The organism is Acidobacteriota bacterium (assembly GCA_016208495.1).
GTDB lineage: Bacteria > Acidobacteriota > Blastocatellia > Chloracidobacteriales > Chloracidobacteriaceae > JACQXX01.
The window spans coordinates 108,353-126,484 of sequence record JACQXX010000070.1; the positions used below are offsets into that span (position 1 = coordinate 108,353).

The 18,132-nt window shown below is 51.6% G+C and carries 9 protein-coding genes; 8 read left to right on the forward strand and 1 reads right to left on the reverse strand.

Annotated features, from left to right (window positions below; translation table 11 throughout):
- Positions 1 to 198 precede the first annotated feature (198 nt).
- The 8 genes from HY774_13175 to HY774_13210 all read left to right on the forward strand — a co-directional run bounded on the left by HY774_13175 (position 199) and on the right by HY774_13210 (position 13,539).
- A complete protein-coding gene (locus tag HY774_13175; protein MBI4749436.1) occupies positions 199 to 1,989 on the forward strand; it encodes an SUMF1/EgtB/PvdO family nonheme iron enzyme in 1,791 nt (596 codons plus the stop codon).
- A 194-nt stretch (positions 1,990 to 2,183) separates the two neighbouring features.
- Positions 2,184 to 5,909, forward strand: coding sequence for an FtsW/RodA/SpoVE family cell cycle protein (locus tag HY774_13180; protein ID MBI4749437.1), 3,726 nt, complete (start codon positions 2,184 to 2,186; stop codon positions 5,907 to 5,909).
- A gap of 48 nt (positions 5,910 to 5,957) precedes the next feature.
- Positions 5,958 to 7,193: a serine/threonine protein kinase gene (locus tag HY774_13185; protein MBI4749438.1), complete on the forward strand. Its 1,236-nt coding sequence runs from the start codon at positions 5,958 to 5,960 to the stop codon at positions 7,191 to 7,193.
- Between the two features lie 134 nt (positions 7,194 to 7,327).
- Positions 7,328 to 8,098 carry an FHA domain-containing protein gene (locus tag HY774_13190; protein MBI4749439.1) on the forward strand — a complete coding sequence of 257 codons (771 nt, stop codon included), beginning with the start codon at positions 7,328 to 7,330 and terminating at the stop codon, positions 8,096 to 8,098.
- Positions 8,099 to 8,195: 97 nt separating this feature from the next.
- Positions 8,196 to 9,131, forward strand: a complete 936-nt coding sequence (locus tag HY774_13195) for an FHA domain-containing protein (GenBank protein MBI4749440.1) — start codon at positions 8,196 to 8,198, stop codon at positions 9,129 to 9,131.
- A complete protein-coding gene (locus HY774_13200) occupies positions 9,128 to 10,708 on the forward strand; it encodes a protein phosphatase 2C domain-containing protein (protein MBI4749441.1) in 1,581 nt (526 codons plus the stop codon). Before HY774_13195 ends, HY774_13200 begins: the two co-directional genes overlap by 4 nt.
- Before the next feature lie 308 nt (positions 10,709 to 11,016).
- Positions 11,017 to 12,681: an SUMF1/EgtB/PvdO family nonheme iron enzyme gene (locus tag HY774_13205; protein ID MBI4749442.1), complete on the forward strand. Its 1,665-nt coding sequence runs from the start codon at positions 11,017 to 11,019 to the stop codon at positions 12,679 to 12,681.
- A 282-nt stretch (positions 12,682 to 12,963) separates the two neighbouring features.
- Entirely contained in the window at positions 12,964 to 13,539 is a 576-nt protein-coding gene (locus HY774_13210; GenBank protein ID MBI4749443.1) for a Uma2 family endonuclease, read from the forward strand.
- Between the two features lie 356 nt (positions 13,540 to 13,895).
- On the opposite strand, the gene HY774_13215 is transcribed toward HY774_13210, so the two are convergent.
- Complete coding sequence (locus tag HY774_13215; protein ID MBI4749444.1) at positions 13,896 to 18,119, reverse strand: hypothetical protein; 4,224 nt, start codon at positions 18,117 to 18,119, stop codon at positions 13,896 to 13,898.
- Between the last annotated feature and the right edge of the window lie 13 nt (positions 18,120 to 18,132).

Sequence of the window (18,132 nt, forward strand, 5' to 3'; positions counted from 1 at the left end):
CGCTCACGCAGGTGGTACTGACTTGACGTCATCCTCTCATTGACAACCCATCCGCTCACGCAGGTGGTACTGACAAAGCTCACTCGTTGATACAGGTAGTACTGACAAATCCAGCAGCGGTGTGCATAATGATTCATCCACGAAAAATCTAGCTGGTTGCACCTTTTATCCGGTTCAGAAACAAGGAGACAGAGACGAATGCTGCTCAACAATCGGTATGAGGTTCTTAAGGAATTAAGTCAGGGAGCGTTTGGCAAAACCTTTCTGGCGGAGGACCGCAACAGCCCATCACGGCGCAAATGCGTGGTGAAACAGCTCAGACCAGATGGGAAATGTGATTTTCAGTTGGCGCGGGAACGCTTTGAACGCGAAGCTGCCGTCCTGGAACACTTAGCCGAAGAAAGCCGCCAGATACCGAATTTGTATGCCTACGTGGTTGAAGGCGGGCAGTTTTACCTGGTTCAGGAGTTTGTAGACGGTCCAACATTGGCGCAACTGGTTGAACGGCAAGGTCGTCTCTCAGAACCGGTTGTCCGTGAGATCATCATCAAGTTGCTGGACGTGGTTGAGTACATTCACAGCCAGAACATCATTCATCGGGACATCAAACCAGACAACATCATCCTGCGCACCAGAGACAATCTTCCAGTCCTGCTTGATTTTGGAACTGTCAAAGAAGTCACGCGGCTGGATTCGGTTGGGAATCCAACCGGCTCAATGATTGGAGGAACAAGCGGGTTTATGCCGCTGGAGCAAGCAGCGGGAAGACCAATGTTTGTCAGTGATATTTTTGCTCTTGGGGTAACTGCCATTGCGCTTTTGACCGGGAAAAACCCAGGCAAAATGACTGATCCTCGAACTGGAAATTTAAATTGGGAAACTCATGCTGGAAATATCAGTCACGAACTGGTTGAAATCCTCAATCGAAGCACCAAACAACTCCCTCAGGATCGGTATTTGGGTGCTAAAGAAATGCAATGGGCGCTCAATAGCCTGATTGTGCCAGTTGTCCGACCTGTAACTGCTCATACCGTACCAGCCAAATCTTTGCCAGAACCGACTGCACCTGCGACTCCACTGGTATCGCTGACGACTAAGACACTTCCACCACCAGTTTTAACACCGATGGTGGCATCCAAACCAATGAAGGAGCCATCACCCTCAAAACCGGTTACAACTCATATTCTGCCAAAACCCATTGCTGCTGCACCTGTTAGTTCACCGTTATCACCGACAATTGCAATACCACCTTTAACACCGAAGGTAGCGGTTGAGCCGATTAAGAAACCACCACGTCAAGAACTGGCAGCTCTACCTCAGTTGATTAAAAATAATTTAGGAATGGAATTTGTGTTAATCCCAGCCGGAGAGTTTCAGATGGGAGCAAAACAATTTGCACCTGAAAAACCGGTACATAAAGTGAAAATCAGCCAGCCGTTTTACCTGGGAAAATATCAGGTGACACAAGCGCAGTGGCAAGCGGTGATGGGAAGCAACCCGTCATATTTCAAAGGAGAAAACCTGCCGGTTGAAACGGTGTCGTGGGACGATTGCCAGGATTTCATAAAGAAGTTAAATGGGAAAGGAGAAGGAGCCTACCGGTTGCCAACAGAGGCGGAATGGGAATATGCGTGTCGAGCAGGCACAACGGGGGACTTTGGAGGGACAGGAAAGATGAAAGAAATGGGTTGGTATTCTGAAAATGCGGGAGGAAAAACCCATCCAGTGGGGAAGAAGAAACCAAACGAGTTTGGGGTATACGACATGCACGGGAACGTGTGGGAATGGTGTGAGGATTGGTATGGATTGTACCCGAGTGGGAACGTAACGGATCCGAAAGGTCCTGACAGAGGCTCGCGCCGGGTGAATCGGGGCGGCGGTTGGAGGGGCACCGCTGTTGGCTGCCGGTCAGCGGCTCGCGGCGTCATCCTGCCCGGCTACCGCGCCAGCTACCTGGGCTTCCGTCTCGTGAGGATAGCGGATCGGTAACACTTTGCACTGTTACCCTTTTACGCTTTGCCTGAATTTGGAGCGCGGCGAGCGAGAACGGAGCACGGAGCAGGGGCGAAGCGAAGCCGCCCGCGACAAAGCGAAGTGAGATCTGCCGCATTTTTCACATCCAGCCTGCCTTGTAGACTGGGAATCTGGCCCGAATCCTCTCAACCCTGAATCGGTAATCTCCTATGGCCATTACTCGCAGCACCGCCGCAGACCGCACCCAAAGACAACTGAACCAGCATCCAGCCCCAGTTTTCATTCCCGTCAATCTTGTTCTTTCATTGATTGTTTCTCTCCTCTTTGGCTATGGAGCCTGGAAGGTCAAAGCTGTTCAGGAAGTGGAATACAATTTCACTGATGTTTCGGCTACCCTCAAAGAACAGGAAAAGATCAAACCACAACGGCAGACTCCGGTGAACCTCAATGCGGTGACATCTTCCAAGGAAATCCTTCCGATTCTTGATTTTCTGGAAAGTGATAAAGACCGTGAATTTGCCGCCGGAATCATTTATGAATACACCCGGAACAACCGGCTGGCCAATGTCGGTCAGCTCGCAAAAGTTCGCTATCGGGAAAACGACCTGCCTCCAGACGCTCCGGAGTTTCGTCGCCGCTTTGATGAGGCGAAAAAGGCTGCCGATGAAGCCAAACTCAAACGTGACGAAGCCGCAAAACAGCCGAAGCCGGTCAAATGGTACATTCGTCTTTTGGAAATCCTGGGTATTGTTTCGCCACGGGCTGAAGAAGTTGCGCCTCCAGAGCCAGAAGTTTCAGTTCGACTCTTATCTGACATTTCCCGGATCAAGGATGACGTCGTGGTCCGCGCTCCATGGCAATTTATCTCCGGCTACTGGCAAATGATTGGTCTGTATCTGGTTAGTATGTATGTGACACAACTCTTTTGGTGGTGGAAAAAAGGCAACTCCGATGTCTGGTTGTTCCCGATTTTGCACACGCTGACCGGACTTGGGTTGCTGATGAGCGTCAGCTTGAAAGACCCACTCCGGGATCGAATGGAATTTGAAGGCTTTGCCCTGGGGATTGTGGCTGGGTGTATCGGAATCATAGCGGTTTCCTTCATTGACCTGGACAAATTTCGCCGATCAAAAACTGCTTCCTGGGGTTGGCTGGCTGTTGCCATAGGGTTGTCGGCAGCGCTGCTTTTGTTTGGACAAGGCCCGGAAGGAAGCCCGGATGTCAAAGTGAACCTGCTGGGATTCCAACCCGTCGAAGCCATCAAAATTGCCCTGGTGTTCTTTCTGGCCGGAATCTTCGGACGCAATTGGGAAAAACTCCGCGAATTGCAACACCGCACGTCCTTACTGCCCAGGGCATTGCGAGCGGTCAATATTCCTCGAATCCAAGATTCACTCCCCGTGATGGCCGGAGTTGGGGTCGCCATGGTCTTTTTCTTCTTTCAAAAGGATTTAGGACCGGCACTGATTGTGTCATGCACCTTTTTGACCCTGTATGCTGTCGCCCGTGGACGATCTGTTCTTTCGATATTCGGACTCGCGGTGATTGTGCTTGGATTTTGGGGAGGGTACAAACTTGGCTCGCCTCCGACCGTGGTGGATCGGGTCAATATGATGCTCTCGCCGTTTGACAACTATGTGCGTGGCGGCGAACAGGTCGCCCATGCGCTCTGGGCTTTTTCCACGGGAGGATTGACCGGAAGTGGGGTGGGCTACGGTGACGCACGGGTGATCCCAGCCGGGTACACCGACTTGATTATTTCAGTGGTTGGTGAGCAGCTAGGATTTGCAGGTATTCTCATTGTTTATGGACTGTATGCGGTTTTGCTCTGGCGAGGTATCCGCATTGCCCTGACGGCGGCGGAAAAGTATGACTTCTTTTTGGCGCTTGGGCTGACATTGCTCACTGCCTATCAAATCATTCTGATCTCAGGTGGTATTCTGGGTTTGATACCGCTTTCCGGGGTCGTGTCTCCGTTTTTGAGCCACGGGAAATCCTCGATGCTGGCCAATTGTGTCATCGTCGGATTGTTGTTGTTGATTTCGTCACGAACTGGAAAACCAGAAGACACCGAACCTTTCCACCGACAAGCTGGTGTTGTGACATTGGTTCTGGGCATGGCATTGCTGGTTATTGTTGGGAAAGCCGCTTCTGTCCAGGTCATCAATGCGGATGAAATCATGATCGCGGGAGCACTGGTTGTTCGGAGCGAACCCTACTCGGCGGATGAATTGGCTGACTACAAAGCTGAAGTTTACAAACACGAACTGGCCGCCGCCCGCAAAAAAGCCGGGTTGCCAGATACTTCCGCCACTGATGAAGACGATGCTGGTGACAAGAAAAATGAAGATTTTGAAGCCAAATTCAAAGATGACTTTCTGCGAAAGTATGGATTTGGTTCGCGTGGTCGTCCCTATGCCAAACGCGACTATGTGTACAATCCACGCCTGACCAGCATTGCCCAGTTGGTGCCACGGGGCGCGATTTATGACCGGAATGGGATTCCATTAGCAACCAGCAACTGGGAGGAAATCGAACGGAACCGAAAGAAATATCAAGAGTTAGGTGTTGCCGTAGACCATGTTTGCCAGCGAAGCGACCTGCGACATTATCCATTTGGTGATCTGCTGTTTCATTTGCTTGGAAACTGGCGAACCCGGACCAACTGGGCGGCTGCCAACACAGACTATATTGAAAAGGATTACAACGACCGGTTGCAGGGCTACAGCAGTTACCCCGAACGAATCCGTCGGTATGATTCGCGGATTGAAGCTCATGTTCCGATCACGCGCCAGGATTTTCACGACCTGATTGGTGTTTTACACCATCGCCACCAGCCTGACCATCCCGCGATGAAGGAGTTTTTAAACCGCAAGCGGGATGTGCGGATGTCAATTGATATTGGGTTGCAGCAAAAAGTCGCGGTAATTCTTCGGGAAGCCATTGCCAAAGACCAGAAGCTCAAGCGTGGTTCAGTGGTTGTGATGTCGCCGGAAACTGGTGAATTGCTGGCTTCGGTCGGGTATCCGTGGCCTGGTGAACTTAAGCCGATACAGACGCCAAAAAACGCCAGTGAGAAACGCCGTGAAGAGATTCGAGCGGAAAATCTGAAAAATCTGGGGGCGATGTTGATTGACCGGGCGCGATTTGGGACGTTCCCGCCGGGCTCGACCTTCAAGCTGGTGACGGCCATGGCCGCCATGCCCAATGATGAAAAGGCTGTTTTTCAATGTGTTCCTCTTGGAGATGGCCGGGTTGGGTTCAAAATTCCGGGCTGGGGAGATCCGACCCGTGATGATATCGGAGACAAGTCAGCCCACGGGTCGGTCAACCTGGAACGTGGAATGGTTGTGTCGTGCAATGCCTACTTTGCTCAACTCGGAGTTCGCATCGGAGCGCCACGGTTGTTTGACACGATGAGCAAATTCAACATCAGCGCCGGGAACCCAAATACGGCAGAGGAATTAGGCAAAACCCTGCCACAATCAGCTTATGGGCAGGGAGAAATCACCGCTTCACCATTTCAAATGGCAAAAGTCGCATCCACCGTCGCCAACCATGGCAAGATGCCGTTTGGGAAATGGGTCATTGATGAAAGCAACCAGCGAACCGATGAGCCACGGGAAATTGTCCCGATGGCTTCGGCGCAACTGCTGGCACGGGCACTCCGCGGTGTTGTCACCGAAGGAACCGGAAAAGTTTTGGCAAACTCCTCAATCCTGATTGCTGGCAAGACGGGAACGGCGGAAGCTGGGCGCGGCAGAAAATCACATTCCTGGTTTGTCGGGTTTGCGCCTTTCGGCGAACCGCCAGCCCGTCAGATTGCTTTTAGCGTGTTGATCGAAAATAGCGGCTATGGCAGCAAATATGCCGCGCCAGTTGCCAAACAAGTCGTCGAAGTGGCTCGTGAGCGTCAGTACATTTCACAAGAATGATGGGCCAGGTCTAAAAAGAGGGATTGGAACAAAACTGGGATGGTTACTATGCTCCTAAAAAATCGGTACAAAGTAATCAGTCGGCTTGGGGTCGGTGGGTTTGGGGAAACCTTTTTAGCTGAAGACACCGATTTACCTTCGCGGCGCCGGTGTGTGATCAAGCGATTGAAGCCTGTGGAGGGCATGCTTTTAGAAGAGGCGCAGCGGCTTTTTGCTCAGGAAGCACAAATCTTGGAAGAATTGGGAAAAGGATCCCAGGGCCGGGTGCCGGAACTTTATGCGTATTTTAATGAAGGGGAGGATTTTTACCTGGCGATGGAATATGTTAACGGCATCGCTCTGGACAGAAAGGTAAGCCAAACTGGGCCTTTGGATGAATCGGAAGTCTGGGGGCGGATTTTGCGGGCATTATTGATGACATTGGAATATGTCCACGCCCGAAAAGTAATTCATCGAGATATTAAGCCAGCCAACATCATTATTCGGAATGACGGCACTCCGGTGTTGATTGACTATGGAATTGTGAAACGACAGTTGACAACGCTGGCCGGCGGTCAGCAGGCATACGCCCAATCAAGAAGCACGACGGGAACCGAAGGCTACACACCAGATGAACAATGGAAAGGAAAAGCGATCTATGCCAGCGATTTGTATGCGCTTGGGATGACCGCTATTTTCGCACTCACCGGTAAATCCCCAACCGAACTGCACGATCTTGAGACAGGAGAATTTGTGTGGCGTCGATACGCTCCACGGGTAAGCGCCCAACTGGCAGGTGTCTTAGATAAAGTGGTGAGGGAAAACTATCGAGAACGATATGCCACAGCTTCCGAAATGCGCTTAGCTTTGGACCAGGCTCGCCCGGAAGATGAGCGAACTGTCCAACGTCCCATAGTCGCCAATTCAGCGCTGTCACCACGTGTGAAAGATGCTCAAGCCACCAATGAGGTAAAGACATTCCGAATTGCCAAACCTCCAGCACCGTTGTCAGGTTCACTTGAGTCACCCAAAAGCCAGCCCATCCAGCTCTTTGCCGCTTTTGATGAGGACATATCCAACGAATCAGGTGGAAGTTCGGTCCTGCGTCCAGTTTTTTTGATTGTATCCCTTTTGTTTGCTCTGTTAGGGAGCTGGCAATTTTTCGGGTTTCAACATACCAAAGAAGAAAATACACATTTTTGGGTTGCGATTGGATTGTTTTTGATTTCGTTTGGCTGTGCCTGGCTTTTTTTCTTTCTGAGTATCAGAAAGAAAGATTCAGAGAAACCAAACACTCTGGTTTAGGAATGGCATCCTCATATGACCAGGAAGCGAAAGAACTGGAAAAATTGGATTTCCCCGCAACCGGAACCCGGTATCTTGAACCCGAATTGGTATCACAAAACACGAAACCACCAGAATTCATTACGTGAGGCATTATGGGTATTTTTGATAAACTATTTGGAGGCAGACACCGCCAGCCACTCGAAATCCTGGACGATATTTTATACGAAGTTGAGTCCTACATTCAGCCCATTGGCAATGGACACAAGATATTTCCCCATCCTGTGATTCAGGTTCAACTGGCGGCAGCGGATGATGCCCACTGGGCCGTTCTGCAAGCTGCCTTTATCCAGGAAAAGCGTCTGGAGACTTCGATCAAGCAACGCTTGCAAAAATCAGGGTGTGACACCACCCAACTCCAGGTATTGGTCGCTCGGGCGGCACCAGATACGGCTGAGATTGGTCGGAACGGGTATGTGATTGAGTTATCGGCAACCCCACAGGTGATAGCAAAAACCGGAAGACTTGGCCCCCAGGTTCCCCCCGCCAGACTTGAGGTAATGGATGGTACGGCTGGTGTCTCGGCTTCAGATATTACCAAATCTCCATTTTTCATTGGACGCACTCCCGAAGTCAAAGATACCGCTGGGCGGATTATTCGGAGAAACGATCTGGCGTTTGAAGATGATGGGACGCATATAAACAAAACAGTCAGTCGTGAGCATGCCCGGATTGTCTATGTATCAAGCGAAGATCACTTTCGGCTCTGTGATGAGGGAAGTAGTAAGAGAACCAGCATTTTCCGGAACAATCAAACCATCCAGGTGATTGCCAATGACCCACGGGGTGTGGCACTCCACAATGGGGACGAAATCTACTTTGGACGGGCACGAGTCAAATTCAGTATCCTTGAAGAAACCGCATAGCCCGCTGTTTATTTTGCCTGGTGGTTGCCTTGACGGTAAGTGTCTGTTGAAGAAAATGGTTGAAGGTTGTGATAGACAGAAAAAAAGGAGCTGACCAATGCCCGAGCGAGCAACTGGACGTGATATCGTTTTTGAGATTCTGAAAAATATGCGTGAGAGTGCCGAACCCCTCACCCGCGATGTTCTGGTCCCAGGGATTTATAACGTTTACCTTCATATTGAAGACCATACCCGGCTGGCCGCGATTCAAGGAGATATCGCCACCGATGCCAAACAGGCGTTGGAAAATGAAATCGACCGGTCAAACCAGTTGCAAACGCCAAAGCCGCTTGACCGATTGAAGGGGATGTTTCGAGGCGGGACTGACAAATTAGGGGAAACGCTCCCGTATCGCAAACCGGTCAGTGGCTGGCAAATCATTTTTCACATCGCCACCGAGGCCGAGTTTCTCCCAGGTGAAATCGAAATCCACTCACAGTTTGCCCACAATGTAAAAACCAATCGTGGTGGCCAGGAGACCGTCATGACTGAAATGCGCCAGGGAACAGGGACTACCCGGACTGCTATGTCTCCGAAAAGCCGCCAACCGGTTGGTCCTGCGCTGGCTGAAGAACAAACTCATGTCCGAGATGGTGGCAGCGTCCCGTTTGCGCAATCTGGTGTCCGCCCATTTGCAGTTCTTCGATATGAGAGCAAAACTGGGCCGAAGGTGCTTTCAATTCGCAAAGACGATATTGTAATTGGTCGCGGCGGTCCGAATTGCTGGGTTGATTTCCGGATTATTGCCCCGTTTGAAGCGGATACCAAAATGGTATCGAGCGAGCATATCCGGCTGAGGCGTGACCCAACGACAGGCAAGTTCTTTATCAAAGACACCAGTTCAAATGGAACGACCGTCAATGGACAACGAATCCCACCAAGTTTAGATAATGGAACCCCCCGACGGGATCGCAATGTCGAAGTTCCGCTTCCTGAGAGTTGCCGAATTGGGCTGGCGGATGTCGTTTTTCTGGAGTTTGAGGTGTGTCAATGACCCTAAGTCCCCCTGCGCTCAATTCAGGTATCCGTCCGGTTGCCTCCGCTGGGGCGACGGACCCCGGCTTGATTCGTGCCAACAACGAAGATCGATTTGGATCCACCCCTGATGCCGGGTACTTTTTTGTGGTTGATGGGGTTGGCGGCCAGGCTGCCGGAGAGATTGCCGCCCAGATTGCCGCTGATTCCCTTTCGGCTCGATTACACCGCCGGGTCGGTACGCCTGAACGACGAGTCCGCGAAGCGATCACGATTGCCAACAACAACATCTTTGCCCGTGCCAGTGAAAACCCGGAATGGTCAGGGATGGCCTGTGTGTTGACGGTTGCGGTACTGGAGCAAGAGCGGTTGACGATTGGGCAAGTCGGAGACACGCGGTTGTACCTGATCACGGCTGATGAGCAAACTCAAACCACCACTATTCACAAAGTAACGCACGATCATTCGCCGGTGGGTGAACTTGAAGACGCCGGAGACCTCACTGAGCAGGATGCCATGCTCCATCCGGATCGGAACCAGGTCAACCGGCAGGTCGGCATTGAGGACCATACTCCAGATGACGAGGCATTCATTGAAATCACGGAAATTGTGTTTCCTCCGTCAAGTGCGCTGGTTTTGTGTAGTGATGGGTTGAGTGATGTGGTGACCTCCGATCAAATTCGAAGTTGTGTCCAGGAATCGGCTGGAAACCCGCACGAAACAGCACTGGCTCTCATTACCGCCGCCAATGCCGAAGGCGGCAAGGACAACATCACCGTCGTGGTGGTCGAAGGCGAAAGCTTTTCCAAAGCGGTGCGATCTCAGGTGATACCTCTAACTGAAGTGTTGCCGCTCTCACCACCGGTTCCGAAACGGCCTCGCCGGTTTTCCATTCCAGGCTGGTTGCTGTTTGTCTTTGGTGTTGTGGTTGGAATTGCACTTTCAACTGTTTTTTGGAAACGATTTCCAGTGGAGTTGCCGCCAAAGCCGATTTCCAAACCAGTTCCCGTGTCAAAGATTCTTCTGGTTGGTCCAGATCGTCAATTTGCCACAATTTCAGAAGCACTCCTGGTTGCCCGCGCTGGCGATACGATTTCCGTTGCTCCAGGCGAATATCGTGAGCAAGTTAAACTCAAGAATGGAGTTACAGTCATTTCGGAAGAATTTGGAAAAGCAGTGATTCTCCCTACGACAACTCCCGGTGCGGCGGTGATTGCCGAACAGGTTTCCAATGCACGCTTTGCGGGATTCAAAATCCTGGGCGAAGAAACAACCCCGCTGGCAGTCGGATTGTTTATCAACGGTGGGTCACTTGAGGTTGAAGATCTTGAAATTTCACAAACCAGGCAATCTGCGATTGAAATGACCGGCAATGTTTCTTCCGTATTGCGGGCGAATTATCTGCATGACAATGCCGGAAACGGGATTGTGGTGCGGGGTCCGGCGGCTGTACCACGCCTGATCGGCAACATTATTGTGACAGTTGGACGTGACACGCCAGCACGAAAGACCGGAATTGTGATTCTGGACGGTGCTGCTCCTCGTGACGAACGAAACCTCGTGACACCTGTACTCATTATGAAGGATGAGTTATGAATGAGCTATAGCTTTTCAGATAAATATTTCCTGAGTTTCTATTTTTTGAAATCTCATAAACCATTGAAAAAATTGGATTTATTTTCCGTGTATTCCGTGTATTCCGTGGTTTCTTTATCTGAAATTCTATAACCACCTGATTTCCAATCAAATGACTCCAGGTTGTTAATTAACCGATATGAAGTCACCTGAATCTCAGCCGGCGAAGTTGACGATAGAGAGGAGTCAAACGTTGCTATCAACTACTTGCGGACGCAGGTGGTGGTGATACACATCCTTGGTGTATCGAATTTCCTGGAGACGATGACATGTTGCCAAAATTGCTGAGCAATCGGTATCTGTTGATTGAGAAATTGGGTTCAGGTGCTTTTGGGGAAACTTTTTTGGCGGAAGATACCCAGAGTCCATCACAGCGAAGGTGCGTTGTGAAGCGGTTGAATCCAACGGGAGCGTGCGATTTTCAACTGGCCAAAGAACGGTTTGACCGGGAAGCTGTGGTACTGGAATCTCTTGGCGAAAAAAACCGACAGATTCCACGGTTGTATGCCCATATTGTGGAAAACAACGAGTTTTATCTGGTTCAAGAACTGATCGAAGGACCTACGCTAACGCAAAAGCTCGCGAGTCAAGGCCCCTTGTCCGAAGCGGCGGTGCGTGGAATTTTGGTGGGACTCCTGCCGGTATTGGAGTTTATCCACAGCCAGGACATCATCCATCGAGACATCAAGCCGGACAACATCATTCTGCGAACGAAAGATACTCTTCCAGTATTGATAGACTTCGGCGTTGTCAAGGAAGTCACTCAGTTGGATGCATTTGGGAATCCAACCAGTTCAGTTCTGGCGGGAACCCCGGTGTTTATGCCGCTGGAGCAGGCGGCAGGACATCCGATGTATAGCAGCGATTTGTATGCCTTGGGAATGACCGCCATTCAGTTGCTAACTGGAAAAAGATTGAGCGAGATGCAAGATCGTCGGAAAGGAACCCTGAATTGGAGACCTCATGCCACAGGTATCAGCCTGGAATTGAGTGAAGTCTTAAATCGGGCGACGGAGAGGTATCCTCAAGACCGTTATGAAACCGCATCGGAAATGCTCACGGCACTGGATCAACCGCGGTTTCAATTAGATCAACGTCGAGTTGAACCGGTGGTGATTCCACCGCCACCGGTTATCGTGACTCCCAATCCAGAAAACCCGATTTTGGGTGGGATGAGAAAGTTATTCGAGGGATTTAGTCGAAAATCAGGACCGCCACCGCCGCCACCAAAACGAGTTGAACCGCAACCACGGGTTCAGCTTCCCAGTGAATTCAAGAACAGTCTGGGGATAGAATTTGTGTTGATTCCAGCCGGAGAATTCCAAATGGGATCAACCCAGTTTGGTGATGAAAAGCCAGTGCATAAAGTGAAGATCTGCCAGCCGTTTTACCTGGGAAAATATCAGGTGACACAAGCGCAGTGGCAAGCGGTGATGGGAAGCAATCCGTCATATTTTAAGGGAGAAGACCTGCCAGTGGAAAATGTGTCATGGGACAAGGTGCAAAGGTTTATCAAGGCGCTGAATGGGAGAGGGGATGGACCCTACCAGTTGCCGACAGAGGCGCAATGGGAATACGCGTGTCGAGCGGGGACGACAGGAGATTATGCGGGAAATTTGGATGAAATGTGTTGGTATGAGGGTAATTCAGAAAGTAAAACTCACCCAGTAGGTCAAAAGAAACCAAATGGATGGGGGCTGTACGACATGCACGGGAACGTGTGGGAATGGTGTCAAGACTGGTATGACAACGGATACTCCGCGAAGAGCGCTGGGAGCGATCCGAAAGGTCCCAGTGATGGCTCGGCCCGGGTGTATCGGGGCGGCAGTTGGTTCTACACCGCCATCTACTGTCGGTCGGCGAATCGTGCCCGCAACACGCCGGGCACCCGCAACAACGACCTGGGTTTCCGCCTTGTGAGGACGGCTCGGTAACGCTTTGCACTTTTACCCTTTTACGCTTTGCCTGGGTTTGGGGCGCGGCGAGCGAGAACGAAGCCGAGGAGCAGGAGCGAAGCGAAGCCGCCCCTACCGGAAGGAATGAAGGGTGAAAGATGGAGAACAGGAAACTGCCTACCCTCGATTTCAATGGTTTCCAGATTGAGTATCACCATGCTATATAAAAACACCCAATTCGAGATTTGGCAGTTCCCAACTTCATTTTTGGCCAGAATGTTATGTCGGACCTGGGCGTCCAGGTAACAAAAGGAAAAATCCATGTCGTCCCATCCCAAACATTTTTACACGCTGGAAGAATATTTTGCTTTAGAACGGGTGGGAAATTCCCGGTATGAATATTGGGATGGCGATATTGTGTGCATGAGTGGCGGGAGCGAAGCCTACGGACGCATCACCGGCAATGTGCATGCGGAGTTACATGCTCAATTAAAAAAGAGTGCCTGTACCCCGTTCAACACTGAAATTCCAATCAAAACACCATTACTCCCACCATATCGTTACCCGGATGCCAGCGTGGCTTGTGGGACTCCGAACTTTGAAAAAATCTTTGGAATTGATGTTTTGACCAATCCGGTACTGGTGGTTGAAGTTCTGTCGCCATATACGGAAGCCGTTGACCGAAAAGAAAAATTTGAAGCCTACAAAGCTATTGAAACGGTGCGGGAATATCTCTTGATTGCACAAAATGCGCCACTGATCACTCATTACGTCAAACAGGAAAATCACGAGTGGAAACGGTTTGACACGGCAGACCTGACCGCCACTTTAACCTTGAAGGCAATTGGGGGCACTCTGGCGGTGAGTGATGTGTACGCAGGTGTCGAATTCAAATAAGGGAGCGTTAAAAAACGAATCAGATAAATATTTCTGTTCAGAGTAACGCCTTCAGGCGTGAGACGTGCCGGGTGGGACGGAAGAAAAAACCTCTCGTCTAAAGACGATACTCTGAACCTTTTTCTGAAGATCTATAGACTGTCCGGCTAAACTTGCTCCATCCTTCCAGGATGAGAACGAATGGGCTCAATACTGATCGAACCCAAACAAAAAACCTGCACGTGAAAAGGCTGACGCACCGGCGATTGGTATGTCGTCCCTGCGGGACTAAACCCACCCGCTGATGCAGGTGGTACTGACAAAGACCCCCCACCCGCTGACACAGGTGGTACTGACAAAACTCGATGCTCAGGTGTTTATCTCCAGCCTGATAGGGTTCGACGGCTGTTTTCGAATTGTTGCTGGAGATTCGCCTGAAATTCCTCAAGTTCACGCCGTTTTCGACTGATGGCCCACCCTGAGCCAAACAACACCGCTCCAACAACCGCCAGATACACCGCGTAGTGAATCTGTCCCCACGGCACGCTGTGCAGCGTTACCACTGTCAAATGAAAGATTGCCGTGGCCAATCCGAGCAAGACCGGCGCCCGAAGCTGCAACAGGATTCCAACCACGATCATTCCTAGCGCCACCGTGTCAAGACCGATGTCAATCCACAGGGATGACTGTTGCGCTACAAACCGCAGATGCAGGGCATGCAGCAACATTGGACCGCACAAAAGCAGACTCCCTTGCCAGATGCAGAACAGATTGAGTTGTTCGTTTTCGTCGCTTCGACGCAGACCCAGATAGCCGACCAGTAACAGCGCGGCCCCAATCGGCAAGCTGAATACTTCGATGTCTCTGAACAACCCATAGCCCAAAAACAACCCCATCCGAACATAGAACAGCCCTCCCAGCAGGTAACTCGCCGGGGCATAGAATTTTCGCCAGGCTGTTCCACGGGTGATGATGCTGATCAATGTCGTTGCGAGCAATCCGAGCATCAACGCCACCAGCAAATATTGCTCATCGCGACGAATATCCGGTAGCCAGACCAGCGCCTGTCCCACCAGCCCCGCCAGCGAGACCAGACTGATGAAATGGCCGATGTGCTCAAGCGGGTTGGCCAAAACGTGGGATGTTTCACGGTTGCGGTTCAGACGTGGCAGGAGCTGAAGGCTCAGCACCAGCAACAGGAATCCAAGGAACAGGTAGGCGGCTGGGAAATAGGCTGGCTTGATTCCTAAATAATTGAGCACCACCGCCCAGGTTGACGAAAGCGACACCCCCAACCCGATCTTGTGGTACCAGGTCGTTTGTGAACTCAACACCCATCCGGCCCAGATAACGGTAATCAGCGTGAAAGTGAGTAACTCAGCTTCTTTGGCCGGGAATGATTCCACCACGGCCATTGGGAGAATGAAAAAGTTGACGACCAGCACCGGGAAGGCACACAGGTCATTGGTCAATCGGGCGGCTTTTGCCCACCGTTCGTCTTCCGTCCAGCTTTGAGAAGCAGCTACCCGCGCAAATCCATGCTGGACAAGCAGCCAGAGCGCAATCAATGGCATTTCCCATCGCTGATTTTTCAATGGCAAGTAATCAATCAACGCCGCATAGCCGAACGCAATCAGACCCATTCCGCCGATTAAATGCACGATGCCCAGGTGTCTCTGGCGAATCCAGTGCCCGCAAATCAACAGCAGGCCGGCGAGTTCTATCGTCAGAAGGACGCTTGGCCAGATCAGGTAAAATGGATGTGAGCGGTTTGGCCAGGTGTAAAACAGCATTTCCAGCCCTACTGCCAGGACCACATAACTGACTGCCCAGAGTGTTTGACCAATGATTCGCTGCCGAACGGCTTTGGTCTGATATTCAGGCAAACCGTTGGCGACCAGAACTTCCTGCTCTGTGGCTTTTCGGAATCGGTCAAGTGCAGCCCAGAGCAGTATATATCCTGCCGTTGCCCAAATGATGGTTTGTGGAAGGTAGCTCCAGCGATCAGGAAATTTGAGGAAAGAAACTGCGTGCCACCACGACCCAAGCAACGACATCCAGGCCGTCAGGCACAACCACCCAAGTTCCACTTCCGTTTTCACCATCCGCGAAGTCACCAGCGTCAGGGTCGCCAGTTCAACTCCGAGGCCAATCGCCGCCATTCGTGGTGAAAACAACATCGCATACCCGACCAGAACGGCTGACCCAAGCGCCACAAGCTGGGCGACCCAGGTCAGTTCGGTTACATAATGAACTGGTGAAAGTGGGTGAAGTTCTTTGTCTTCTTCGAGTTGTGGTTCACGATGAAAGCGAATGGCGCATCCGGCAAGGCCAAACCCGGCGAGCATCCACAAGGCAGTTCGCAGGTCATTTGAAAAGTGCAGCCGATTCTGAACACCAATCACAGCCGTGCAAAAACTTCCGGTCAGCGCCACGCCAATTCCCAACCCAATCCAGCTTTGAATCAATCGAGTTTGAGCCGTGATCACCCAGGCCGCAATCCAGGCCCCAATTGCCAGGAAGGCGATTGACCCATAAAAGGGTTGATCCCACATCAGATGATCGGCAATCAACAGCGCTTTGAAGGCAAACAGACATTCCCAAACACAGAGTGAGCCTCGGAGCCATTCGGTTGCTGTTTCAAGCCGATCTTCCCAGGCTTCCAGGTCAGGTTCAATCAGCCAGCGTCCACAGCGCGGCACCACAAACAACCCGGTGGTTGGCAGTGCCAGCAACATCACGACCAGCCCAGGAATGGTGACGATGGTTGGCCAGGCCATCCGCAAAGCGGCCAGCCCTGAAAGGCTCATCAAAAACGCAGTGCTGGTGCCAAAGAGGATGCCAATGCGCAGAAATGCTTCAGATTGACTGGCCCAGCGTGTCCCAATCGCAAAAAAAGTGGTTAAGACCAGCGCCGTCAGCGCAAACCAGAGCGCATCAAGTGGTGTGCGGAACCAGCCTTGAACCAGACTGAAATCCTCGGTGAAAAAGGCATGCAAGATGGGGAAGAGTGGCGAAACTGTGGTCAGTACGGCCAGAACCCAGGCGGCCTGATGGTTTGGCTCAGTCAGAATTCGCAGCCGTTGGTTTGACGAGAAAATGACTTCGGTTCGTGAAGCGAGCAGGAGCCCCAGGGCGCATAACGCGAAAGTGAGCAGCGTGATGACAAACGGAGCGTGAAACCAGATGAGTTCGTTGACGGCAACCGTGAGGAGTAACCCAGTCGAAAGATAGCTCCAGGCAGAGTTTTGCCGGGTGTAGGCGGTCATTCCATAGAGCGCGGTGCCGACGAGCGTGACCCCAATCAAGGCTGGATGTGAAATCGTCCCAACCAGATTGCCAGCCACCGCATTGAGTGCCGCCAGCACTTCGAACGGAAGCCAGCGGAACAATCCGGTATAGACAAACAATCCTGCCGCCAGGATCAGGTGACCTGAAATGAAAAACGGTTTTTGGACTTCACGAGCAAAATCTTGATCTGACTCAAGTTGGGGGAGTTTTTGTTCCAACACGAGCAGCCCGCCAGCAAAAAGAACCGTGACGGCGGCATAGACATCAGGCGGAGCGTGAACCACCGCGCCCAAAAATCCATACACACTGGCCAGCAAGGCTGGAATTGCCAGATACAGCATCAGTGTTTCGCGGAGCACCATCGCCGTTGTCGCATACAGCACCGCGCACAGGAGTCCCACCATCCAGGCCCGGTTGCCACGGGCAATCAATCCAGAATGCACCAGAAACCATGGATTGGCGGGTACTAAAAGCGACCCAAGCAGCAGCAAACCGCGTCCGGCGAGTTCTTCCTGGGTTCGGCGCAAGAGCCACACGCCCGCGCCAAACGTGGCCATCGTCAGGAGTGCCAGCAAGCCCGCCTGAACCACAGGTCGTTGTAATTGCAGGCTAATGACGTCGCGCAAGTAAATAATCGTCCCGATCACAAACATCATAGCGCCGCTATAGACCATCCAGCGGAGCATTTGCGGGTCAGACAGCCGTTCCAGCAAACTGACTTCGGGAACTGGTTCGGGTTGTGGAATTGGGCGAGGTGGAACTGGGTAGGCTGTCTTTGGTGGCTCAGCGGAGGTGCTTTTCGGAGGAGTTTCACTAAGTTTGGCTGCAAATTGCTCGGCACGACCTGGGGGAGCTGGTGTCACGGGGGCCTGGGGCACCACCGGTGGGGCGTGTGGAACCGTTTCCGTCCTGGCTGGGGCTTTCTGGAGCAACCGGTCTACAATCTGCTGCCGATACCCTCGATAATAGGTGCCAATTTTTTCCTGCAGAAACTGATTGGTCAGATTGCGTTGCGGCCAGGTATTGATCTCAGCCAGCAGGAAGTCAATATGCGAAATAAATTCCAGCGCCGGGGTGTCGAGCTTGAGGCCGCAGGTGATACAAAACGTCCAGTGCGGTTCAAGGGCGCTTCCACAGTTGCAACAGGTTTGGCGATATCCGGGCAGTTCAGGATGCGAAGATTCAGAGCTGGTTTGCGTCATAGGGTTCCCTCCGATGCTCATTCTTAAATGAACAGCGCGAGTGTAGGCAAGCAAGCCACCAGCATTTGGTGGAATCTGTGTCACTTCACCAATTGACACAGATTTCATTTTGGCCTGATAT

Excerpts from the sequence above, each read along its gene's own strand:
- HY774_13215 (MBI4749444.1), bottom strand. The coding sequence starts at position 18,119 with ATGAAATCTGTGTCAATTGGTGAAGTGACACAGATTCCACCAAATGCT.
- HY774_13180 (MBI4749437.1), top strand. The coding sequence starts at position 2,184 with ATGGCCATTACTCGCAGCACCGCCGCAGACCGCACCCAAAGACAACTG.
- HY774_13175 (MBI4749436.1), top strand. The coding sequence starts at position 199 with ATGCTGCTCAACAATCGGTATGAGGTTCTTAAGGAATTAAGTCAGGGA.
- HY774_13195 (MBI4749440.1), top strand. The coding sequence starts at position 8,196 with ATGCCCGAGCGAGCAACTGGACGTGATATCGTTTTTGAGATTCTGAAA.
- HY774_13200 (MBI4749441.1), top strand. The coding sequence starts at position 9,128 with ATGACCCTAAGTCCCCCTGCGCTCAATTCAGGTATCCGTCCGGTTGCC.
- HY774_13205 (MBI4749442.1), top strand. The coding sequence starts at position 11,017 with ATGTTGCCAAAATTGCTGAGCAATCGGTATCTGTTGATTGAGAAATTG.
- HY774_13185 (MBI4749438.1), top strand. The coding sequence starts at position 5,958 with ATGCTCCTAAAAAATCGGTACAAAGTAATCAGTCGGCTTGGGGTCGGT.
- HY774_13210 (MBI4749443.1), top strand. The coding sequence starts at position 12,964 with ATGTCGTCCCATCCCAAACATTTTTACACGCTGGAAGAATATTTTGCT.
- HY774_13190 (MBI4749439.1), top strand. The coding sequence starts at position 7,328 with ATGGGTATTTTTGATAAACTATTTGGAGGCAGACACCGCCAGCCACTC.